The sequence below is a fragment of the Alcaligenes sp. YSL9 genome, from assembly GCF_030515105.1.
Lineage (GTDB): Bacteria > Pseudomonadota > Gammaproteobacteria > Burkholderiales > Burkholderiaceae_B > Alcaligenes > Alcaligenes phenolicus.
In genome coordinates this window covers 813,044-834,292 of the sequence record NZ_JALXJU010000003.1, presented here as the reverse complement: position 1 = coordinate 834,292, position 21,249 = coordinate 813,044, and the positions used below count along the sequence as shown (strand labels likewise).

General features: G+C 56.7%; 20 protein-coding genes. 10 read left to right on the top strand and 10 right to left on the bottom strand.

From position 1 onward, the window contains the following. Window positions 1-2: 2 nt before the first annotated feature. The 7 genes from tolQ to M2Q46_RS16355 all read left to right on the top strand — a co-directional run bounded on the left by tolQ (window position 3) and on the right by M2Q46_RS16355 (window position 5,959). Window positions 3-677 (top strand): protein TolQ, encoded by a 675-nt coding sequence (tolQ, locus tag M2Q46_RS16385; RefSeq protein WP_009454887.1) that lies wholly within the window; start codon window positions 3-5, stop codon window positions 675-677. After that, on the top strand, window positions 677-1,123 hold the full coding sequence (gene tolR / locus M2Q46_RS16380) for a protein TolR (RefSeq protein ID WP_035273311.1): 447 nt from the start codon (window positions 677-679) through the stop codon (window positions 1,121-1,123). Before tolQ ends, tolR begins: the two co-directional genes overlap by 1 nt. A gap of 50 nt (window positions 1,124-1,173) precedes the next feature. Beyond that, on the top strand, window positions 1,174-2,292 hold the full coding sequence (tolA, locus tag M2Q46_RS16375) for a cell envelope integrity protein TolA (RefSeq protein ID WP_257112305.1): 1,119 nt from the start codon (window positions 1,174-1,176) through the stop codon (window positions 2,290-2,292). 99 nt (window positions 2,293-2,391) lie between these two features. After that, entirely contained in the window at window positions 2,392-3,618 is a 1,227-nt protein-coding gene (gene tolB, locus M2Q46_RS16370) for a Tol-Pal system beta propeller repeat protein TolB (protein ID WP_223254118.1), read from the top strand. Window positions 3,619-3,652: 34 nt separating this feature from the next. Continuing rightward, the gene (pal, locus tag M2Q46_RS16365; protein ID WP_009454878.1) at window positions 3,653-4,156 is read left to right on the top strand and encodes a peptidoglycan-associated lipoprotein Pal; all 504 of its coding nucleotides are present in this window, start codon (window positions 3,653-3,655) and stop codon (window positions 4,154-4,156) included. 216 nt (window positions 4,157-4,372) lie between these two features. Then, a complete protein-coding gene (gene ybgF, locus M2Q46_RS16360; RefSeq protein ID WP_254002203.1) occupies window positions 4,373-5,062 on the top strand; it encodes a tol-pal system protein YbgF in 690 nt (229 codons plus the stop codon). A gap of 90 nt (window positions 5,063-5,152) precedes the next feature. Next, window positions 5,153-5,959 (top strand): alpha/beta fold hydrolase, encoded by an 807-nt coding sequence (locus M2Q46_RS16355; protein ID WP_035273317.1) that lies wholly within the window; start codon window positions 5,153-5,155, stop codon window positions 5,957-5,959. Between the two features lie 66 nt (window positions 5,960-6,025). Here the strand turns inward: M2Q46_RS16355 and M2Q46_RS16350 are convergent, their stop codons facing one another. Next, window positions 6,026-6,517, bottom strand: a complete 492-nt coding sequence (locus tag M2Q46_RS16350) for a copper chaperone PCu(A)C (RefSeq protein WP_257724172.1) — start codon at window positions 6,515-6,517, stop codon at window positions 6,026-6,028. 145 nt (window positions 6,518-6,662) lie between these two features. On the opposite strand from M2Q46_RS16350, the gene M2Q46_RS16345 reads away from it, so the two are divergent. Both M2Q46_RS16345 and M2Q46_RS16340 read left to right on the top strand, forming a co-directional pair. After that, entirely contained in the window at window positions 6,663-7,100 is a 438-nt protein-coding gene (locus M2Q46_RS16345) for a PaaI family thioesterase (protein ID WP_035273402.1), read from the top strand. A 3-nt stretch (window positions 7,101-7,103) separates the two neighbouring features. Then, on the top strand, window positions 7,104-8,510 hold the full coding sequence (locus tag M2Q46_RS16340; protein WP_035273323.1) for an MATE family efflux transporter: 1,407 nt from the start codon (window positions 7,104-7,106) through the stop codon (window positions 8,508-8,510). A 229-nt stretch (window positions 8,511-8,739) separates the two neighbouring features. On the opposite strand, the gene M2Q46_RS16335 is transcribed toward M2Q46_RS16340, so the two are convergent. The 8 genes from M2Q46_RS16335 to M2Q46_RS16300 all read right to left on the bottom strand — a co-directional run bounded on the left by M2Q46_RS16335 (window position 8,740) and on the right by M2Q46_RS16300 (window position 17,163). After that, the gene (locus M2Q46_RS16335) at window positions 8,740-9,819 is read right to left on the bottom strand and encodes a BMP family ABC transporter substrate-binding protein (RefSeq protein ID WP_009454862.1); all 1,080 of its coding nucleotides are present in this window, start codon (window positions 9,817-9,819) and stop codon (window positions 8,740-8,742) included. Window positions 9,820-9,843: 24 nt separating this feature from the next. Further along, a complete protein-coding gene (locus M2Q46_RS16330; protein ID WP_009454860.1) occupies window positions 9,844-10,761 on the bottom strand; it encodes an ABC transporter permease in 918 nt (305 codons plus the stop codon). Continuing rightward, entirely contained in the window at window positions 10,761-11,822 is a 1,062-nt protein-coding gene (locus tag M2Q46_RS16325; RefSeq protein WP_009454858.1) for an ABC transporter permease, read from the bottom strand. The genes M2Q46_RS16330 and M2Q46_RS16325 overlap by 1 nt, the downstream gene beginning before the upstream one ends. Beyond that, on the bottom strand, window positions 11,809-13,395 hold the full coding sequence (locus M2Q46_RS16320; protein WP_302357635.1) for an ABC transporter ATP-binding protein: 1,587 nt from the start codon (window positions 13,393-13,395) through the stop codon (window positions 11,809-11,811). Before M2Q46_RS16320 ends, M2Q46_RS16325 begins: the two co-directional genes overlap by 14 nt. An 86-nt stretch (window positions 13,396-13,481) precedes the next feature. Beyond that, window positions 13,482-13,673 carry a YqaE/Pmp3 family membrane protein gene (locus M2Q46_RS16315; protein ID WP_009454854.1) on the bottom strand — a complete coding sequence of 64 codons (192 nt, stop codon included), beginning with the start codon at window positions 13,671-13,673 and terminating at the stop codon, window positions 13,482-13,484. Window positions 13,674-13,807: 134 nt separating this feature from the next. Further along, window positions 13,808-14,794, bottom strand: a complete 987-nt coding sequence (locus tag M2Q46_RS16310) for a diaminopimelate dehydrogenase (RefSeq protein ID WP_009454851.1) — start codon at window positions 14,792-14,794, stop codon at window positions 13,808-13,810. Between the two features lie 63 nt (window positions 14,795-14,857). After that, window positions 14,858-15,493, bottom strand: a complete 636-nt coding sequence (gene leuE / locus M2Q46_RS16305) for a leucine efflux protein LeuE (protein ID WP_026485490.1) — start codon at window positions 15,491-15,493, stop codon at window positions 14,858-14,860. Between the two features lie 146 nt (window positions 15,494-15,639). Further along, the gene (locus M2Q46_RS16300; RefSeq protein WP_060186617.1) at window positions 15,640-17,163 is read right to left on the bottom strand and encodes an acetyl-CoA hydrolase/transferase family protein; all 1,524 of its coding nucleotides are present in this window, start codon (window positions 17,161-17,163) and stop codon (window positions 15,640-15,642) included. A 263-nt stretch (window positions 17,164-17,426) separates the two neighbouring features. On the opposite strand from M2Q46_RS16300, the gene M2Q46_RS16295 reads away from it, so the two are divergent. Continuing rightward, window positions 17,427-18,335: a LysR family transcriptional regulator gene (locus M2Q46_RS16295; RefSeq protein WP_083054460.1), complete on the top strand. Its 909-nt coding sequence runs from the start codon at window positions 17,427-17,429 to the stop codon at window positions 18,333-18,335. Window positions 18,336-19,586: 1,251 nt separating this feature from the next. Here the strand turns inward: M2Q46_RS16295 and ahpF are convergent. Then, window positions 19,587-21,179: an alkyl hydroperoxide reductase subunit F gene (gene ahpF, locus M2Q46_RS16290; protein ID WP_115634348.1), complete on the bottom strand. Its 1,593-nt coding sequence runs from the start codon at window positions 21,177-21,179 to the stop codon at window positions 19,587-19,589. Between the last annotated feature and the right edge of the window lie 70 nt (window positions 21,180-21,249).

The window sequence follows — 21,249 nt, the reverse complement described above, 5'->3', positions numbered from 1 at the left end:
CCATGCAAGCTACTAGCGACCTGTCGCTGATTTCGCTACTTCTCGATGCCAGTATTCCCGTTCAGCTTGTCATGCTGATTCTGTTGGGAATCTCGATTCTCTCGTGGGCCTATATTTTCAGTAAACGGGCTGCACTTAAACGCACGCTGGAACAGACCCGCCGCTTTGAGGACGACTTCTGGGCAGGTGGCGATCTGGCCGTGCTTCAGCAATCCATTTCCTCGCGTCGCGCCGAACACGGTGCACTGGCCCGTATTTTTGAAGCCGGCATGACCGAATTCATCAAGGCCCGTCGCAGCCAGAGCTCGGGCCCAGCCCTGCTGGACGGTCCACGCCGTGCCATGCGCGCCAGCTACCAGCGCGAAATGGACACACTGGAAACACACCTGAACTTCCTGGCCTCTGCCGGTTCGGTCAGCCCATACATCGGGCTGCTGGGTACCGTCTGGGGGATCATGCACGCCTTTATCGGTTTGTCCGGCATGCAGCAGGCCACACTGGCCTCGGTGGCTCCCGGTATCGCCGAAGCCCTGATCGCCACAGCTATCGGTCTGTTTGCCGCTATCCCTGCCGTGGTTGCCTACAACCGCTTTACCAACGAGCTCGATCGTATCTCGATCCGCTTTGACAGCTTTATCGACGAATTCCTGAACATCTTGCAGCGGCAGGTGAACTGATGCCATCGATGCGTGGAAGCACCGGCCGTCACGGCCGGCGCATGAAAAATGAAATCAACGTCGTCCCTTATATCGACGTGATGCTGGTGCTGCTGGTGATCTTCATGGTCACTGCTCCCATGATTACCCCCGGTCTGGTGGAATTGCCTTCGGTAGGCCAAGCCTCCGAAGTGCCTGCCAAGCCGGTGGAAATCCAGGTTGATAAGGACGGCAAACTGGCCATTCGCTTGCGCGATGCGGGCTCCGAGTTCATGAACATCGAAAAGTCCACACTGCTCAATGAAGTGCGCTCGCGTATGGAGGCCGACAGCCCGGTTGTCATTGCCGCCGACGGCAAGGTTCCCTACGAGACCGTCATGGGCTTGATGGATGAACTGCGCTCCAATGGCATTAACCGCCTGGGTCTGATCGTCGATCGCAACAGCGATCCTGACGCTCGCAAATAACCTCTGGCCGGATAGCGTGCTCGCCGTCCGGCGCGAAAAACCTGAACTGAATGAAGCACAGAACACGCAATACCCGCAATCAGGCGCTGCGCTCGCCTGAGCAAAAGGAAGATCGGCGCGGCTTGCTCATCGCCCTGGGTCTGCACGGGCTGTTGCTGCTCGCCATTTTGGCGGGAGCCCTTTTTTCTGCGCCCAAGACCCCCAATGCGGTGCAGGTCGAATTGTGGATGGACGGTGTCGCACCCGATGCGGCCGTCAATGCTGATCCCGAAGCCCCCGAGGCCGAACCCGAGCCGCAGCCTGAGCCTGAACCGGCTCCAGAGCCAGAACCCAAGCCCGAGCCCAAACCTGAACCGGCTCCGGCTCCCAAGCCGCCTCCAGAGCCTGAAAAGGTCACCCCTCCTGCTGAACCTGAGGTTGATCCCGAAATCGCCCTGGAGCAGGCTCGCAAGGAACGCGAGAAAAAAGAGCGTGAAGAAAAGCTGGAACAGGAGCGTCAGGAGAAACAGCGTCAGGACAAGCTAGCTGCTGAACGTCGCGAACGCGAACAAAAGGAAAAGCAGGAACAGGAACGCAAGGAAAAAGCTGAAGCTGAAGCCAAAGCCAAGGCAGACGCAGAGCGCAAGGCTAAAGCAGAAGCCGACGCGAAAGCCAAGGCCGATGCCGAACGCAAGGCCAAAGCCGATGCAGAAGCCAAAGCCAAGGCGGATGCCGAAGCTAAAGCCAAAGCAGACGCGGAACGTAAAGCCCGTGCCGAGGCCGCCGCCAAAGCCCGTGCCGATGCCGAGCGCAAGGCCAAGGAAGAAGCATTCCGCCGTGCCATGCGTGAAGGTGCCCCCGGACGTCCCGGTGGTACAGCAGACCGCAACCAGGCCGGAGGCGGTGGTGGTGATGGTGGCTATGCCGCCAAGGTGCGCGCTTGCGTGCAGCCTGGCGTGGTCTACAGCACCCCTGCCCGCTCTGAAGTACGTGGCAACCCTGCACTGCAGTACCGCGTGGACCTGAATGCCGATGGCACGCCTAACCGCGTTCAAATCAAACGATCGTCCGGCATCGCGCAGTTCGATGATGCCGTATCCAAGGGTCTTGCCCGTTGCAGCCCTTTCCCCAAACCGCCTAGCGGGCAGTATCCATCGTATATTGATGGCGAATACCGCATGTTCGATTAATCAGGAGATTGCATAATGACCGCCGCTACCCCAGCCCTGGCGACCTTAGGTCGTCATTGGCGCGCCACGGCCACTGGAGCGTTTGCCCTGGCCGCTGGCATGTTCGCCAGCCAACCGGCCCAGGCCCAACTGCGGGTCGATATATCGGGTGTGGGTGCTACCCAGTACCCCATCGCGATCGCCGATTTTGCTGACAACCCAGCCAGCCAATCGCTAGCTGAAGTTATCCGTGCCGACCTGACCCGTTCGGGTCAATTCCAATTGATCAATGCCACTGGTGCTGGTCTGAATGCAGAAAGCACGATTGCCTACGACGAATGGCGCAATCGCGGTGCCGATTACCTGGCCTATGGTTCGGTTGCCCAGACCGGCGGCCAATATTCCATCAGCTATCGCCTGGTGGATTCGGTCCGTCAAACACAACTGGATGGGGTGGCTTTTGCGGGCAGTGAAAAAGAACTGCGCCGTATTTCCCACCAGATTGCAGACCGGATTTATGAAAAAATTACCGGCGTGCGCGGTGTTTTTTCGACTCGACTGGCCTACGTGTTGCAAACAGGCAACAACTACGAGTTACAAATTGCTGACGCGGACGGGCAAAATCCGCAAGTAATGTTGCGTTCTCGACACTCAATCATCTCCCCAGCCTGGTCTCCTGACGGTAAAAAGCTGGCTTATGTGAGCTTCGAAAACGACAAACCTGTTGTATATGTGCAAACTTTGGCCACCGGTCACCGCGAACCGTTAGCTAATTTCAAGGGTAATAACAGTAGTCCAGCATGGGCTCCCAACGGCAATCAGGTCGCTGTTGTGCTCTCCAGAGACGGTATTTCGCAGATTTACACGCTAAATACGGACGGCTCCGGATTGCGCCGCGTGATGCGTTCTCCCTTGATCGATACTGAACCGAGTTTTATGCCCGATGGCAACTCCCTTGTATTTGTGAGCGATCGTGGTGGCGCTCCCAATATTTACAAAGTAAGCCTGGGTGGTGACGATGCACAGCGCATTACCTTCAACGGGAGTTACAATATTTCACCGGAGGTCTCTGCAGACGGTACTAGGCTTGTATACGTCACACGCAGAAACGGTGCTTTCCGAATTGCCACTCAAGATATGGCATCAGGAGCTGAGCAACTGCTGACGACAGGTCCCGACGATCAGTCTCCGAGTTTCGCCCCTAATGGGATGCAGATCTTATATAGTTCTGTTCAGGGGGGCCGCAGTGTCCTAGCTGTGACATCCGTGGACGGTCGCGTTCGTCAGACCCTCTCGTCTTTGAATGGCAAAGTACGCGAACCCACCTGGGGACCATTTACCAACTGACATCCTGTGTGACTCTTTTTCAAAAGGAATTCAAATGAGCTCGCGCATTCTTAAAAGTCTTACCCTCGCCGTTATGGCTGCCGCCCTTGCTGCTTGCAGCTCGGTTCCTCTGGATCAATCTGGCTCCGGTTCAACCGGCGGTACAGGATCGGACTCTGCCAGCGCAGGCCAGATCATGGACCCCTTCAACCCTCAAAGCCCACTGGCACAACAACGCTCGGTGTTCTTTGACTACGACAGCTACGTGGTTAACGACCAGTACCGTGGCCTGGTAGAAATGCACGCTTCGTACCTGAGCAGCCATCCTCAGCAAACCGTACGCATCGAAGGTAATACCGACGAGCGCGGTGGTGCCGAGTACAACTTGGCTCTGGGTCAGCGTCGTTCCGACGCCGTGGCACGCATGCTGGGTCTGCTGGGCGTAAGCAACAGCCAGATCGAAGCTGTGAGCTTTGGTAAAGAGCGTCCAAAAGCATTGGGTAACACCGAAGCTGATTACGCTGAAAACCGTCGCGCAGACATCGTTTACCAACGATAATTTCTGCATCGACCAAGTGGTTCCGACGCCGTGGCGGTTGTTAACGCCGCGGCGTTTTTTATCGGCGCTGTGCCCGATCCACTGAAAATTCGTTATGCTGGACAGCGGGCTCGCCAGGCCGGCACAAAGCCCCCAGACCACAGCCCCCGACAGAGGGGAAACCGGCAGGTGAGGAGCCTGCGCATTGCGGATGCACATTTTTTAACGGACTTCACTATGCACGCTTATAAAAAGCCTTTTCGTCTCGCGACCGTTACCCTGTTCGCTACGGCCGCCCTGTTCGCCAGCCTGCCGGCCAAGGCCTTTGCCGATGACGAGGCCCGACGCGCCATTTTGGAGCTGCGGCAGCAAATTCGTCAGATGAACGAGCAAAACACCCAGGCTCGCCTGCAATTGGCTGATCAAATTGATACCCTGCGCTCCGAGGTGGTGTCGCTGCGCGGCCAGGTAGAAAAACTGAGCTGGCAAGCCAGCGGCCAAGGCCAGGCCAATAGCCCGGCTCCCGGCCAGCAAAGCCCTCATGCCGCCGACCCACAAGAACAAGCCGTCTTTGATAGTGCCATGGACGCTTACCGCGCTGGCCAATACAAGCCCGCCGCCGATGCCTTTGCCGGCTTTCTGGCCGCCTACCCATCCAGCGTTCTGGCTGACGAAGTGCGCTTTTACGAAGGCAGCAGCCTGTACGCTGTCAAAAGCTTCAAGACCTCCATTCAGAAACTCCAGGCTTTTGTGAAGGCCTCCCCACAAAGCCCACGCGCGGCTGATGCCCTGATGGTGACAGCCTCCAGCCAGATCGAACTGAACGATCTGAGCGGTGCCAAAACCACCTTGCAGCGTATCGTCAAGGACTACCCACAATCCGAGGCAGCCGAGACCGCGCGCAGCCGCTTGAAATTGCTGGAATAATCACCCAGCGCGCAGTGCCACAAGGACCGGGTTCAGACCCGGTCTGTTTTTTTCAGGTGGCCCATCCTTGCCTGACCTCTACTGCTTGCCATGACAAACCCTTTTGCCGATTTCTCCACGCTTGAACTGACCGCGCAAGGCTATCGCCACACCTTTGTGGATCAGGGACAAGGCGCACCCGTTTTGCTGATCCACGGTTCCCTGTGCGACTGGCGCTACTGGCGCTGGCAGATCCCCGCCTTTGCTACCCAGTATCGGGTTCTGGCTCCCAGCCTGCGCTCCTACTGGCCCGGAGCACCCAGCCCCGGCCACTTCAGTACGGCGCAACACGCCCAGGACCTGCAGGCCCTGCTGGATCAGCATATTCCTGATGAGAAAGTGCATATCGTGGGGCACTCTCGCGGTGGTCATGTAGCCCTGCTGCTGGCTCAAAGAATGCCCGAGCAGGTGGCCAGCCTGACCCTGGCGGATCCCGGCTTTCCGACTCCCGGTGCCTACTCCTATGCTCCCTTGTTCCAGCAAGTGGCCGAACGCCTGGAACAGGGCGACCGCGATGGTGCCATGGCTTTGTTTGTGGATACGGTCAATGGCTCGGGGACCTGGAAGCAAATGACACGCTGGTTCCGCGAGATGATTCAGGACAACGCCCACACCATGTTGGATCAGCAGCAAGAGCCCAATCAAGGTCCGGATCTGGAGTGGCTCAAGCAGATGAAGGCGCCCTTAAGTTTCATCACAGGCGAAAACAGCCCCACACGCTATCACCATTGCATGGACATCATTCGTCAGCACCGACGCGAGGATCAGATGCACCGCATTCCGCTGGCTGCCCACGGTATGAATCTGGCCAATCCCAAGGCGTTCAACCAGGCAGTGCTGGACGCGCTGCAAGCCTGAAGCCCAATGCAAAACTGGCCGCATGCAGCGGCCAACTCCCGGTCTCTATCCAAACGCTAATTACGTCTAATAAGCCTGTGTCTTGGCAGGTCGCAACTCGCACTCGGCTTGGACCTGAGTATCGTCCGACAGATGAATGCTCAAGATGATGCGCTCCCCCAGGGCCAAGTCTTCTTTGGCCTGACCCAGCATCACGTGGAAAGCCCCCGGCTTCAGACTCAATGTTCCCCCTGCCGGGATCTCCACCTCGGAGACATGCGACATGCGCGCCATCCCCTCGCTCTCGCTAGTTTGATGCAACATCACATGCCCAAAGGACAATGAGCTGGCTCCTGTCACGGCTACGGACTGCTCACCCTTGTTCTCCAGTTCCAGATAGGCGGCGGAAGGGGTTGGCTCGGGCATCATGCGCACCCAGCATTGGCTGGCATGGACCTGCGTGCTCAAGGCGCGTACCGGTTCGGGCGTGCCATGACCATGGCCTCCATGCCCCTGTGCCATCACGGTGCCGGTTGATGCCAGCAAACTCAAGGCAAACACAATTGCGCTGCGTTTCATGATGCTCCTCGCTTCTTGTTGATCGATTGGAATGGGTCCAGCCCTGAACAGCCGGGCGCCGAACTACCCCGATACGCGGGACGATCTGATACAGTACCAGCCAGTATGCCCTTCTTACAACGGCCTTCTTTTCAGTGACGACGTCATGACCAGCACACACTCTGCACCCGAGCCTAAAATCGATATTGTTCAGTTTCGTGATCTTCTAGAGCGTCTGCATCCCTTTGCCGCCGTTTTGGGTATTGATGTTGTCCACATAGGCCACGACAACGCCTGTTTGCGCTTGCCCGAACGCAATGCCCACCAGCGCATGGGCGGCATGGTGGCAGGCCCCATGCTGATGGGGCTGGCTGATCTGGCCTTGTATGCCGCTGTAGTCGGAGCCACGGGCAACCCCGATGCTGTCACCTCCAGCCTGACCATCAATTTCCTGCGCAAGGCCCCTCCCGGCGATATTCTGGCTCATGCCCGGATTCACAAGACCGGCCGTACCTGCGCGGGCGATGTGCTGCTGGAACCGGCCAACGGTGGCCCGGCAGTCGCACAAGTTATCAGCACCTGGTCCCTGCCTCGCGCCAAATAAACCATGTTTGCAAAGTCTCAAACTACCAGCCCGAGCCAGCTCTGGTTGGCGGAGCTGCAATCCTCCCTGCGATTGGGCGGCCCCCTGATTCTGACCAACCTGGCTCAAGTCAGCCTGTTGGCAACCAACCTGATTTACATGGGCCGACTGGGCCCTGATGAGCTGGCTGCCGGTTCACTGTCCGCCAGTCTGTATCAGGCCTTCATGATTTTCAGCATGGGGCTGGTGTCCGCTGTCGTTCCCATGCTGGCCACAACGCTGGGCCGACGACTGCGCAATGTACGCGAATCCCAGCAAATCATCCGTCACGGCTTTCTGACGGCTTTACTGATTACCCTGCCTGCCTGGATTGTGTTGTGGAATGCCGAGCATATCTTGCTGATGATGGGCCAGGACCCCGTTGTCGCGGCGCGCTCGGTGACCTATATGCACACCCTGCAATGGGCTTTGCTGCCCTATCTGGGTTACATCGTGCTGCGCTCCTTCTTGGCCGCCATGGAAAAGCCGGGATGGACTTTGGCGGTGGCCATTACCGCGATCGGTATCAATGCCGTGCTGGGCTGGCTCCTGGTCTTTGGCAATCTGGGCATGCCCGCCATGGGACTGGCAGGCGCAGGTCTGGCCACCACCTTGTCCAGCATCTTCATGTTCGCAGGTTTGAGCTGGGTGGTACTGCGCGATCCGCGCTTCCGACGCTACTACCTGTTCAACGATGCCTGGCAGTGGAGTGTGAAGCGTCTGTGGAAAATGTGGGCGCTGGGCATCCCCATTGCGATTACCTTCACCCTGGAAACCCTGGTGTTTTACGCCGCCGTCATGATGATGGGCGTACTGGGGCAATCTGATCTGGCCGCACACGCGATTGCCATGCAGATCTGCTCGGTGTCCTACATGATTCCTTTGGGCTTCAGTCAGGTTGCCACTATCCGTGTGGGGCTGGCTGCAGGCCGGGTCGATCCTTTGGGTGCCCGCCGCGCCGGCTGGATTTCCTACATTCTGGGGGTGGGCTTCATGGGGCTGGCGGCTCTGGTATTCTGGTTCGCCCCCTTGACCCTGATTGGCCTGTTTCTGGATCTGGATGTCGCCGAAAACCAGGCCGTTATTCAGTTGGCCATTACCTTCCTGGCGCTGGCGGCGCTGTTTCAGATCAGTGATGGTGCTCAGGCCGTGGCTGCAGGGATGCTACGCGGCCTGCATGACACGCGCATACCCATGCTGCTGGCCTTGCTAGGGTATTGGGTGCTGGGCGTTCCTACGGGCTCTTTGTTGGCCTTCCAGTTCAATATGGGCGGGATGGGAATCTGGATCGGGCTGGTGACAGGTTTGTCCGTAGTTGCCGTGCTGATGACGCTGCGCTGGATGCGGGCATCGACACGCTTGGGCCGCAAGCGGCCTGCACAGGCAGCATAATTCTGAGGTCGGTTCCATAGATCAATTTTGCATGGCGACTCTGTATTGCAGCTCTGTGCGTCAGCTTTGTCTTCCTGAACGGATGACAAACCAGCCCCGGAACAAACACCGAACAAGCTCGGGCTTGATCCCAACAGCAGCCTGAAAAGCTACACCGGTCACCTATAACAAAGCCCCTTGTCGGAAAGTCCGACAAGGGGCTTTGTTTATCTACAGACTGCTGGGCAGCTTACTGCTTGGGCAGTTTGCTCGCCACGCCTTCCACGTAGTAGTCCATGCGGTTCAAGGCATCGTCATCCAGGAAACCGGATTCCAGACGCACCTTGCCATCGTTGTCCTTGATAGGAGCGGCAAAAGGTTGCAGTGTGCCAGCCACGATCTCGGCCTGTTTGGCCAGAACGAACTCTTTCACGTCAGCCGGCACTTCAGGACCGAAGCCTTCCAAAGCAGCCATACCGGACTTCAGACCACCCCAGGTGCTGTCGTTCTGCCATTTGCCATCCAAAACTTCAGTGGCTTTGCGAGTGAAGTAATCACCCCAGTGGTGGGTCACGGCAGCCAGTTGAGCTTTAGGACCGAACTTGCTCATGTCGGAGTGGTAGGCAATCGCGTACTTGCCAGCTTCTTCAGCCGCTTGCACGGTGGCGGTGGAGTCGGTGTGGTGAGTCACCACGTCCGCGCCCTGCCCCAGCAGCGTGACCGCTGCGTCACGCTCTTTACCTGGGTCGTACCAGCTATTGGCCCAAACCACGCGCACTTGGGCTTCGGGGTTCACGCTCTTCAAACCGATGGCAAAGGCGTTGATGCCTTGCAGTACTTCAGGAATGGGGTGAGCACCCACGTAACCGACCACATTGGACTTGGTCATCTTGCCAGCCAATACGCCAGCCAGGTAACGGGACTCGTAGAAACGGGCGTTAGTGGTGGCCACGTTAGGAGCCGTCTTGTAGCCGGTAGAGTGCACGAACTTCACGTCCGGAAACTGCTTGGCCACTTTCTGCGTCTGGTTCATGTAGCCAAACGAAGTGGTGAAGATCAGCTTGTTGCCTTGCTGAGCCAGATCGCGAATGACGCGCTCTGCGTCTGCACCTTCAGGCACGTTTTCTACGTACTGAGTGACCACGCGGCCTTTCAGGGCCTCTTCCATTTCACGACGGCCAATGTCTTGCTGCCAGGTCCAACCGGCTTCACCGATAGGGCTGACATACACAAAACCGATTTTCAGGGGTTCTTGATCGTTTGCCTGAGCGGACACAGGCAAGGCGGCCAGGGGGGAAGCGATTGCAGCGGCCAAAAGAGCCTTGCGCATAAAGTTTCCAGTCATGTCAGTCCTCTAGTTGTTGGGATTGAAGTTTTTGCCAAGCGATGCAGGCATATTCAACCTGATCCAGTTAGCGTTTCGGGAAATTAAAACCAGCACAATAATCGTGGCCAGATACGGCATCATGGCCAGCAATTGCGAGGCTACCGGAACACCCAGAGCCTGCGCATGATAGGTCAGGATCGTGACACCACCAAACAAGTAAGCGCCCAGCATGACGCGCCAGGGACGCCAGGTCGCAAACGTCGTCAGCGCCAACGCAATCCAGCCGCGCCCGGCAACCATATTCTCGACCCACATGGGCGTGTAAACCAGACAGATGAAGGCACCGGCCAGACCGCAGCAGGCACCACCAAACATCAAGGCACCCAGGCGAATGTAGCGCACGTTGTAGCCCAGCGAGTGCGCCGAGGCAGGCGATTCACCCACCGCGCGCAGCACCAGACCGGAACGGGTACGAGTCAGGAACCAGGCCACGGCAATACACAGCACCCAGGACACATAGACCATGTAATGCTGCTGGAAAAAAGCAGGCCCGATCAGGGGAATATCTTTCAGCACGGGAATGGACAGCTTGGTCACGACCAGGGAGTTGCCAGTAAAGGGCAAGCCAATATAGGCCGAGGCCCCTACCCCGAATAAGGACAGGGCCAAACCACAAGCCACCTGATTCGCGCCCAGCCAGACGGTCAGCCAGGCAAAGGCGGCTGCCATGACCATGCCAACCACCGCGCCCAGCACAAAGCCCAAAGCAGGGCTGCCGGTTTGCACGGCCACCGCAAAGCCCACAATGGCCGCCATCAGCATCATGCCTTCCGAGCCCAGATTGATGACGCCCGACTTTTCATTAATCAGCAAACCCAAGGCTGCCAGGAGCAAAGGGGTGCCTGCGTTGATGGTTGCGGCGAGCAAAGGTGCAATCGCGTCCATTACTTTCTCCAGACCAAACGCTTGGTGATGAGCACGTCACAAGCCAACAAGGAAAACAAGAGGATGCCCTGGAAAATGCCAGTAATCGCATTGGGCAAGCCCAAACGACTTTGGGCCAATTCCCCACCGATATAGAGCAAGGACATCACAAAAGAGGAAAAAATCAGTCCCAGCGGGTGCAGTCGCCCCACAAAGGCCACAATAATGGCCGCAAAACCATAGCCGGGAGAAATCGAAGGGGTCAGTTGCCCAACCGGGCCCATGACTTCTGCTGCACCAGCCAGACCGGCCAATGCCCCCGAAATCAGCAAGGAACTCCACAAGGCTTTACGGGAGGAAAAACCGGCGTAACGAGCAGCCAATGGGGCCATACCCCCCACGCGCAAGCGAAAACCGGCCATGCTGCGTGTCAGGAAAAGCCAGGCCGCCACCGAAGCGATCACGGCCAGCACAATACCGCTATGCAAGCGCGTGCCGGGCAAGACCGCGGGTAACAAAAAGCCGTCCGAGAACAGGCTGGACTGCGGAAAACCAAAGCCATCGGGATCGCGCAAGGCACCGTGTACCAGATAGCTGAGCAAGTGCTGGGCCACATAGACCAGCATCAGGGACACCAGAATCTCGTTGGCATTGAAGCGATCTTTCAGAAAAGCCACAATAGCAGCCCAGGCCATGCCGCCCAGCATGCCGCAGGCCAAAGCCACGGTAATCAGGAAAAAACCACCGTTATCACCATCGTCCACGTGCAGAATAAAGGCCCCGGCTGCCAAGGCGCCCATCACCAACTGCCCTTCCGCCCCGATGTTGAAAATATTGGCTCTGAAACAGATGGCCAGACCGACCGAGATCAGCAGCAAAGGCACCAGTTTGACGCCCACCTCGGCCCAACCATTCAGGTCACGCAAAGGCTCCAGAAAAAATACGTTCAAACCCGCCAGAGGATTCTTGCCCAGCGACCAGAACAAGGTTCCGGCGACCACCATGGTCAGCAAGACAGCCAGCAAAGGGGAGCACCAGGCCATCAAGGTAGAGGGCGTGGCACGAGTCTCAAGCCTGAGCATGTTCACCCTCCTCCCACAAACCGCTCATCCATTGCCCAATCTGATCAATACTGGCTTGCGCCACGGGAATAGAGGGAGACATACGACCTTTGGAGATAACAATCAGGCGATCGGCAATCGCAAACAATTCATCCAGCTCTTCAGAAATGACCAGCAAGGCACAGCCCGCATCGCGCAGGGCCAGCAGCTCGGCGTGGATCTGGGCGGCAGCCCCTACGTCCACCCCCCAGGTGGGCTGGGCAATCACCAGAATACGAGGCTGACGGGTGACCTCGCGGCCAATAATGTACTTTTGCAGATTCCCGCCTGACAGGCTGTTGGCTGCGGCCTGCTCGTTGGAAGTCTTGACGCGGAAACGCTTGATAATCCCGCCTGCCAGACGGCGAATGCTGGGAAAACGCAGAAAACCGCGCTTCACCGTTTCCGGGTTCTGATGAGACAGCAGCAGGTTCTGAGCCAATGACAATTCCGGCACAGCACCGCGTCCCAAGCGTTCTTCAGGTACGAAGCCCATGCCCTGATCTCGTCGCCAAGCCGCATCGCGTTGGGCAATCGCCTGACCATCCAGCAAAATCATGTCTGCCCGTGCGCGGGTATCTTCACCTGACAAGGCAGCCAGCAACTCCTGCTGACCATTACCGGAAATACCGGCTACTCCCAGAATTTCGCCCTGGTGCAGATCAAAACTGACATCCTGCAATTCACAGGCAAAAGGATGGGATTTGCTTAACTGCAGATTACGCACCTGCAAGAGCGTCCCGCCTTGTTGCATGCTGCGCTCACCCAGAGACTGAGGCTCGGCGCCAATCATCAGGCGCGACAGGCTGGCCGTGGTTTCTTCGCGAGGGTCGCAATAGCCGGTGACCTTGCCCATACGCATGACCGTACAGGCATTGCACAGCTCACGGATTTCATCGAGCTTGTGGCTGATATAGACAATGCTGCAACCCTCAGCAGCCAGTTGACGCAAAGTGCCAAACAAGCGGCGTACTGCCTGTGGGGTCAATACCGAGGTTGGCTCATCCAGAATCAGCAGCTTGGGCTTGCCCAGCAAGGCACGCACAATTTCAACCCGCTGGCACTCGCCCACGGACAACGTATGGATATGACGTTGGGGGTCCAGATCCAGACCATATTGACTGGCCGTTTCACTAATTCGACCAGCCAGCTCCTGCATATTGGTCGAAGCAGGCAGACCCAATGCAATGTTTTCCGTGACAGTCAGGGTGTCAAACAAAGAAAAATGCTGGAACACCATACCGATGCCCAACTGTCGGGCCGCCGCCGGACTGCTGATCTGGACGGGCTGGCCGTCCCACAGAATCTGGCCCTGATCGGGTTTGACCACACCGTAGATGATCTTCATCAAGGTGGATTTACCCGCGCCATTCTCCCCCAGCACGGCATGAATCTGCCCCGGCAGAATAGAGAGGGAAATATTGTCGTTGGCTACCACCGCCGGATAGGCCTTGGTGATATTGCGAAGTTCCAGGCGTGGCACAGCCTTGGGGTCTACGGATACCGTTTGCTCACCGGACTCAGAAGAATGGCCCACGGGAGACGATAGGGTCATGGCTGTATCAGCAAAAAAGTATAAAACGCCCGAGCAAGCGCATCATGGCCTGCTCAGACGTGCAAAAAGGAAGGAAAACCTAGGGCTTAACGCTTGCCCAGGGCTTGCTCGATTTTCTTGTCAGTTTTGTATTGGCTAAGAGAATATACCGCCCAAATAGCGGCCGGTATCCATCCAATGACGGTCAACTGCAAAATCAGGCAAATAATACCCGCTACAGGCCGACCGATCGTGAAAAAGACCAACCAGGGCAGGAGCAGTGCGATCAATAAGCGCATGAGAACACTCAATTTAGTGAGGAATGGGCGCTATTTTACCCTTTATTGACCGACTGAATCATTTGTGCGCAAACCAGCAAGACCTGCGGCCCGACTCAGGCAAGCTGAGCCGGGCCGCAGCCTGAAACCAGGATTTACAGCAGTTCTTTACGCAGTTGCGCAGGCGATTTAGGCGACAACAGGCCAGGAGCCACGTCCAACACGGACTGGGCACCGATTTGACCTTGCTGGTTCATGCGGTAAGCCGCACGCGCATAGGCAACCAGCACACTGGAGGTAAATTCCGGGTTGCTGCCCAGGTTCAAGGCGTATTCAACCACTTGTTGCGAACCCGCGCCGGACTGACCGCTACGAATCACAAAACCACCGTGTGGCATGGCCGCGTGATCGCGTGCCAGGGTTTCAGCGTCAATGAAGTTGACTTCCGTGTCGTAGTCCGCGAAGTAATCGGGCATGGTCACAATGGCTTCACGTACGGCGTCGGCGCTGGCGCCCTCTTCCAGGACCACAAAGCACTGACGCTTGTGTTTTTCACGTGTGCTCAGCTCGGGCTGCTCCCCGTTGCGCACACGCTGTACCGCTGCTTCGATAGGCAAGGTGTATTGCACACCACCGGCTACACCGGCCACACGGCGGATGGCATCGGAGTGACCTTGACTCAAGCCCTTGCCCCAGAAGGTGTACGTCTGGCCAACAGGCAAGACACACTCGCCATACAAGCGATTCAGCGAGAACAGGCCTGGATCCCAACCCACCGCGATCAAGGCGGTCGTGCCTGCGCCTTTGGCGGCGGCATCCACGGCTTCGTAGTACTCAGGGATACGGGCGTGGGTATCAAAGCTGTCTACAGTTGTGAACCAGCGGGCCAAGGCCGGGCCTTGTTCGGGCAAGTCATTTTTAGAGCCACCACAGAGAATCAGCACGTCAATATCATTGCGATACTGTTCGATCTGGTCCAGGGCGCGCACGGGCACGCCTGCACTTTGCAGACGCAGGGAAGCAGGGTCACGACGAGTAAAAACGCTGACCAGCTCCATGTCCGGGTTTTGTGCCAGGGCCAGCTCTACGCCTCGCCCTAAATTGCCGTAACCTGCAATACCGACACGGATTTTGCTACTCATGGTGTTTTCCTTAAAACTGATAAATAAGTGCTGTCAGAACTGCTGCGCTCTGAAGCAACTGGCTTAGTCGCTGATCATACGGGCGGCAAAGCCCATGAACAGCAGCCCCACCGAGCCATTGCCCATCCGGGACAGACGCTGATGGCGTCGGAAAATTCCTGCCAGGCGATCTCCGCCAAAAATCAGCAAAGACAAATAACAAATGCTGATCAGTTCCACCACCAGGCCCAGCAACATAAAGGCCAGGCCCGTGTGACCTTTGGACGGGTCCACAAATTGCACGAAGAAGGACAGGAAGAACAAGATGGCCTTGGGGTTCAACAAACTCAGGAGCAAGGCCTTGCGAAAGCGGGTCTCGTGACGCAAGCGCGTGTCCACAGACTGAACCGGGCCACCTTGCCTGAAGGCCGACTGTAACAGCCGCACACCCAAATACAGCAAATAGGCCGCACCCAGCCAGCGTATGCCCATATACAACATGGGCAGCGTCTTGAGCAGCGAGGCAGCGCCCAGGGCCGTCAGCGTCATCAAAATGCCGTCGCCCACGACCACGCCCAAGGCTGCTTTATAGCCTTCGCGCACGCCATGTCCGGCGCCACTGGCCAGGACGTATAAAGAATTGGGTCCGGGCAAAAGCACGATAAACACCGTACCCACCACAAAGGCCCAGAAATTGACAATACCGATTTGTTCGAACACGCCGGCCTCGCTAAACGCAGCAGAATCCGCAATTTTAGCGCTAAAAAAATGCCCCTGGCACGGGTGGAATGCCAGGGGCGATCAGGTCAATTTGTAAGGTCTACGCTGCCGGACTGACTCGGCTACGCATTACCGGACCTGATGGACTACGCAGTCGCTAGTTCCTGGGTCTGGAACTGCTCCTGTTTCATGGTGCCTTCTTGCTGGAAACGAACGTGCCAGGACAAGGCCTCTTCCAGGATGTGGGGCGTGTGGCCACCACGTTGGCTGGCGCGCTCAAGATAGTCCAGCAAGGCAGGACGATAGTCGGGGTGAGCACATTTTTCGATGATGACGCGAGCCCGTTCACGAGGAGCCAAACCGCGCAAATCAGCCAGGCCCCATTCGGAGACCAGCACGGCCACATCATGCTCGCAGTGGTCTACGTGCGACACCATAGGCACCACACTCGAGATGGCGCCGTCCTTGGCAACGGACTTGCTGACAAAAATGGACAGGTGCGCATTACGGGCGAAGTCGCCGGAACCGCCAATGCCATTCATCATGTGGGTGCCACAGACGTGCGTGGAGTTCACGTTGCCGTAGATATCAAATTCCAGGGCGGTGTTGATCGCAATAATGCCCAGACGACGCACCAGCTCAGGGTGATTGCTAATTTCCTGTGGACGCAGCACCAGCTTGTCGCGGTAGTTTTCCAGGCCTTCCAGGAACTGCGCCATCTTGGGAGCAGACAGCGTCAAGGACGAAGCCGAGGCAAAGCTCAGCTGGCCGGAGTCCAGCATGGCAATCGCGCTGTCCTGCAAGACTTCCGAGTACATCTTCAGGTCGGTGAAGGGAGAATCCAGCAGGCCGTAAGTGACGGCATTGGCAATCGTACCGATTCCCACCTGCAAGGGCAGCAAGGAATGGCTCATACGGCCAGCGTCTACTTCGCCTTTCAGGAATTCAATAATGTGACCGGCAATTGCCTGGGTTTCTTCATCAGGTGGCAGCACGCTGGAGGGGCTGTCCAAAGCGTCGGTCACCACAATACCCACGATGCGGGAAGGATCCACCTGAATGGCGGTGGTACCAATACGCTGGTCCACATCCGTCAGTTCAATAGGCTGACGGTTGGGGCGAGCCTCGGGCACATAGATATCGTGCAAGCCTTCCATTTCCACTGGCATGCTCAGGTTCAGCTCAACAATGATTTGCTTGGCTTGCTGGGCAAAGCTGGCCGAGTTGCCCACCGACGTCGTCGGCACAATTGCACCGGTTTCTGTAATGGCAACCGCTTCAATGACAGCGATGTCGATGGCAGGCAGGTTACCCGAGCGCATGTGCTCTACAGTCAGGGACAAGTGCTGATCGGTAAACAGGACCTTGCCTTCATTGATATGACGGCGTAGCACCGAGTCCACTTGAAACGGCGAGCGGCGAGCCAGAACACCGGCCTCGGCCATCATGCCGTCGCTATCATTACCCAGCGAAGCGCCGGTAACCACATTCAGTTTTAATTGCTCGGTCTGGGCGCGCTCGGCCAAGGCACGAGGCATGACCTTACAGTCCCCAGCGCGGGTGAAACCGCTCATGCCGACATTCATCCCGTCTTTGAAGAAGGCGACTGCCTCCTGAGCGGTCATGACTTTGCCTTCCAATTCGGGGGAACGAATGCGATCCTTGAACATCGTGTGCTCCTGTCTCTGTGTCATTGATCTACCTGTTGTTGCTTTCGGAAGGAGCCAGGGCCGAAAGCGCCAGGCGAAATCTTCACGCAACAGAACGACATCACGCTTTAAAAATAGGGGCTGTACAAGCCGGAGATAAAAAGCCGAAATCGCCCTGACAACAGGCGTTTATGTTTTTTGAACAAAGCCAGCATAGCATCGCCATAATGAATAAAATAACTCCCAAGAAGTCGTAGAAGTCATAGATAAAAGGCCTGCCAATCATGGACATCCGATCCTTGCGATACTTCATTGAAACCGTTAAACATCAAAGCTTTACGCAAGCTGCGCAGAGCCTGAACGTGACGCAATCGACCATCAGCAAGATGGTGAAGCAGCTGGAAGATGAGCTGGGCGAGCCCCTGCTGATTCGTGATCACCGTCAATTACAGCTGACTGATTGTGGCAAGGTGGTGCTGGAGCGGGGGCAGGAAGTTCTGCAGAGCATGCAGGGCTTGCTGCGAGAGGTTCACGAAGTTCAGGCCTTGCAACGCGGCCGCCTGGATCTGGGTATTCCGCCCATGATTAATGTGCTGTTTACGGAAGTGCTCAAGACTTTCAAAAACCGGCATCCGCAGATCGAGTTGATTCTGCATGAAGAAACCGGCATGGGGATTGAGCGCATGGTTGCGGCGGGCACGGTTGAAATGGGGCTGAGTATTCTGCCTTTGGGGCCGGAGCTGAATGTATCGGCTACCCCCGTGGCCAAGCATGCGGTTTGGGCGATTGGCCATAAAGATACGCTGGCCGGTGCGCAAAAGAAGATCAAGCTACGGGAGTTGGAAAAGCATCCTTTGATTTTCCTGGGCGAAGACTATGCCCTGACCCGTATGTTGCGGCGTGCTTTCGCCCATGCGGGCTTGCGGGCGAATATTGCTGCCCAGAGCAATCAATGGGATTGGGTGGCTTCCATGGCACAGGCGGGAATGGGAGTCGCTTTGTTGCCCCAGCCGTTTCTTTCTCGGCTGGAACCGGGGGACTGGGTTGCCAAAGAAGTAGTGGAACCGGCATTGAACTGGGAAGTGGCGCTACTGTGGAATGGGCGGTATCTGTCGCAGGCGGCCAGAGCATGGCTACAGGTCTGTGCGGATGTATTGGGCGGGAACTGGCCTGAGCTTGAAGGGGATTTATAGCAGGACTATTTATTAGCCCTTGAATACTCATCGTGTACTCGACACTAGGCCAAGGCCGGCCCAATCGCATTGAATTGCTATGTACATGCAGGAGCATGTCTTTCTTATGTGACGTCGCTTCGGTTTGGAAGAGCCTGGATTAATGCATAGGCAATCTCTGTAAAGCACCACTGCTGCGGCCTGCAGGGGCGCCGGGCTTGACCACTTGCCGACGCTGCGCGTCGGTACCCTTGTCAGAAAGACAGGACGGGCGCATTCTAAACTCGCGCGATAGCTCGTCCCCCGGACGAGCTATAAGCGTCGCGCTCAAACAGCAGAATGCTTGCATCCCGTCCTGTCTTTCTGACCGCGGCAAGTAGTCTGAATCGCCCCGCGCCCCCGCAGGCCGCAGCAGTGGTTTATAGCGTCAGCAAGCATCAAGCCAACTTCTAAGCCTGAGACGGTGCATGCAGTGAGGAAGTATTTACATGTAGAGCTGAATCACAAATCAGCATCAGCACATTCAAATTAGAGCAAGATGATCATGATTGGCCACTGCATCAAAAAACATGTGGGCGGGTAGGTGCTTAGTTGCCAGACAAGCAGATCGACTGACAAGTAAACACGAAGAAATAAATGGACAGACAGCCAAATAGGCAAGCAGACAGGAAGGAAGGTAGACCAACAGAAAACAAGAAACCCCGCCAATTTAGCGTCCATCAACAGCTAGTTGGCAGGCTCATGACCATCTGCTCAGAACACATCACAAACCGCCAGTTGTCTCCACATGGAACGTAGGAAATCAAACACCTCTTTTGTTCCACATCCCTGCCAATTTCTCGTACATGAAACGACTGAAAAATCGCGCCATCTCATGCATCGAGCCGCTCAAGCCGTCTGCCCCTGCCTCGGGGCGATTCAGACTGCTTGCCGCGGGCTGTTCTGGAATCCGGGATGCAAGCCCTGTGTTGTTCGAGCGGGACGCTTGTACTTGGTCCGGGGGACCAAGTACCCCGGGAGTTCACAGGGCGCCCGGATTCCAGAACAGACAAGGGTACCGGTGCGCAGCACCGGCAAGTAGTCAAGCCCCGAGGCAGGGGCAGACGGCTTGAGCGGCGTCTTTCCTGAGACGACTTTTCTCAAAGCACCCAATCAATGCTGAAGCACTCCCGATACACAACAACTACTTGTCACCCCACCCTCAGACAAAAAAAAGAGCCACCCCAAACAGGGTGGCCCTCTTGAACAGCCAGGTCCAACAATCAGAAATAATTAAGCAGTCACTTTCTCTGCAACCGGCTCTTCAACTTCAGCCGAACTACGGATCAGGTAATCAAATGCGCTCAAAGCAGCTTTGGCACCTTCACCTGCAGCAATAATGATCTGTTTGAAAGGAACGGTCGTTACGTCACCCGCTGCAAACACACCAGCCAGCGAAGTCGCACCACGAGCATCAACCTCGATCTCGCCATGACGCGACAGCCCCACATCGCTGCCCTTCAACCATTCCGTGTTGGGCACCAGACCAATCTGAACGAACACACCATCCAGCTTCAGGCTCTTGGCTTCCTGAGTAGCACGGTCCAGGTAATTCAGACCCACTACCTTGGTGCCATCACCCAGAACTTCAGTGGTCTGAGCCTGCATGATGATCGTCACATTAGGCAAGCTGCGCAGCTTGGTCTGCAAGACCTGGTCAGCACGCAAGGCATCACCGAACTCGATCAAGGTAACGTGCTTGACCAAACCAGCCAGGTCAATTGCCGCCTCAACGCCGGAGTTACCACCGCCAACCACCGCCACATCCTTGCCCTTGAACAAAGGACCATCACAGTGCGGGCAGTACGCCACACCACGGTTACGGTAATCCTGCTCACCAGGCACATTCAGTTCGCGCCAGCGGGCACCAGTAGCCAGAATCACGGACTTGGCCTTGAGCTGAGCACCGCCATCCACATCCACAATGACCTGCTTGCCTTCACGGCGAATGCCTTGGGCACGATGCAGATTCATGATGTCCACATCGTAGGCTTTGACGTGCTGCTCCAGCGCCGTTGCAAACGCAGGACCATTAGTCTCGACCACCGAGATGTAGTTCTCGATCGACATGGTGTCCAGAACCTGACCACCAAAACGCTCGGCCAATACACCCGTACGAATACCCTTGCGAGCGGCGTACACAGCAGCGGCAGCACCTGCAGGACCACCACCCACAATCAGCACATCAAACTCGTCCTTGGCGTTCAAGGCTTCGGCACGAGCCGAGTTATCGCCCGTATCCAGTTTGGCCAGCAACTCTTCAGCACTGGCACGGCCTTGATGGAACATTTCGCCATTCAAGAACACGGCCGGAACCGACATGATGTTGCGCTGCTGAACCTCGTCCTGGAACAGGGCACCGTCAATCGCCACGTGCTTGATACGTGGGTTGATCACGGACATGGCGTTCAAGGCCTGCACCACGTCAGGACAGTTCTGGCACGACAGCGAGAAATACGTTTCAAAAACAAAGTCGCCGGGCAGATTACGGATCTGCTCAATCACAGCGGCATCCAGTTTGATCTCGTGGCCACCCACTTGCAGCAGGGCCAGGATCAAAGAGGTAAATTCGTGTCCCATCGGGATACCCGCAAAGCTCACGCTAATGTCGGTACCGGGACGGTTAATTTGGAAGGAAGGCTTGCGCTCTTGCGCATCCGCATCTTCGCGATAGCTGGTCTTGTCGGACAGACCATCAATTTCTTGCAACAGTTCGCGCAGCTCGACGGACTTGGCGCCAGTATCCAGCGTCGCAACGATCTCGATCGGTTGCGTGATCTTCTCGAGGTATGCCTTCAATTGAGTTTTGATGTTTGCATCTAACATGTGAAACGCCCTTTATCCTGTACTGAACGAAACAACTTGAGGTGCCTGAACCGGTCAGGCACCGGGGTGG

Bases quoted from the DNA above. Each gene is read 5' to 3' on its own strand.
- M2Q46_RS16295 (WP_083054460.1), top strand. From the start codon at position 17,427: ATGGACATCCGATCCTTGCGATACTTCATTGAAACCGTTAAACATCAA.
- M2Q46_RS16335 (WP_009454862.1), bottom strand. From the start codon at position 9,819: ATGCGCAAGGCTCTTTTGGCCGCTGCAATCGCTTCCCCCCTGGCCGCC.
- M2Q46_RS16340 (WP_035273323.1), top strand. From the start codon at position 7,104: ATGTTTGCAAAGTCTCAAACTACCAGCCCGAGCCAGCTCTGGTTGGCG.
- M2Q46_RS16330 (WP_009454860.1), bottom strand. From the start codon at position 10,761: ATGGACGCGATTGCACCTTTGCTCGCCGCAACCATCAACGCAGGCACC.
- M2Q46_RS16310 (WP_009454851.1), bottom strand. From the start codon at position 14,794: ATGAGTAGCAAAATCCGTGTCGGTATTGCAGGTTACGGCAATTTAGGG.
- ahpF (WP_115634348.1), bottom strand. From the start codon at position 21,179: ATGTTAGATGCAAACATCAAAACTCAATTGAAGGCATACCTCGAGAAG.
- M2Q46_RS16320 (WP_302357635.1), bottom strand. From the start codon at position 13,395: ATGACCCTATCGTCTCCCGTGGGCCATTCTTCTGAGTCCGGTGAGCAA.
- M2Q46_RS16355 (WP_035273317.1), top strand. From the start codon at position 5,153: ATGACAAACCCTTTTGCCGATTTCTCCACGCTTGAACTGACCGCGCAA.
- ybgF (WP_254002203.1), top strand. From the start codon at position 4,373: ATGCACGCTTATAAAAAGCCTTTTCGTCTCGCGACCGTTACCCTGTTC.
- M2Q46_RS16300 (WP_060186617.1), bottom strand. From the start codon at position 17,163: ATGTTCAAGGATCGCATTCGTTCCCCCGAATTGGAAGGCAAAGTCATG.
- M2Q46_RS16345 (WP_035273402.1), top strand. From the start codon at position 6,663: ATGACCAGCACACACTCTGCACCCGAGCCTAAAATCGATATTGTTCAG.
- pal (WP_009454878.1), top strand. From the start codon at position 3,653: ATGAGCTCGCGCATTCTTAAAAGTCTTACCCTCGCCGTTATGGCTGCC.
- M2Q46_RS16350 (WP_257724172.1), bottom strand. From the start codon at position 6,517: ATGAAACGCAGCGCAATTGTGTTTGCCTTGAGTTTGCTGGCATCAACC.
- tolB (WP_223254118.1), top strand. From the start codon at position 2,392: ATGTTCGCCAGCCAACCGGCCCAGGCCCAACTGCGGGTCGATATATCG.
- tolQ (WP_009454887.1), top strand. From the start codon at position 3: ATGCAAGCTACTAGCGACCTGTCGCTGATTTCGCTACTTCTCGATGCC.
- M2Q46_RS16325 (WP_009454858.1), bottom strand. From the start codon at position 11,822: ATGCTCAGGCTTGAGACTCGTGCCACGCCCTCTACCTTGATGGCCTGG.
- M2Q46_RS16315 (WP_009454854.1), bottom strand. From the start codon at position 13,673: ATGCGCTTATTGATCGCACTGCTCCTGCCCTGGTTGGTCTTTTTCACG.
- tolA (WP_257112305.1), top strand. From the start codon at position 1,174: ATGAAGCACAGAACACGCAATACCCGCAATCAGGCGCTGCGCTCGCCT.
- tolR (WP_035273311.1), top strand. From the start codon at position 677: ATGCCATCGATGCGTGGAAGCACCGGCCGTCACGGCCGGCGCATGAAA.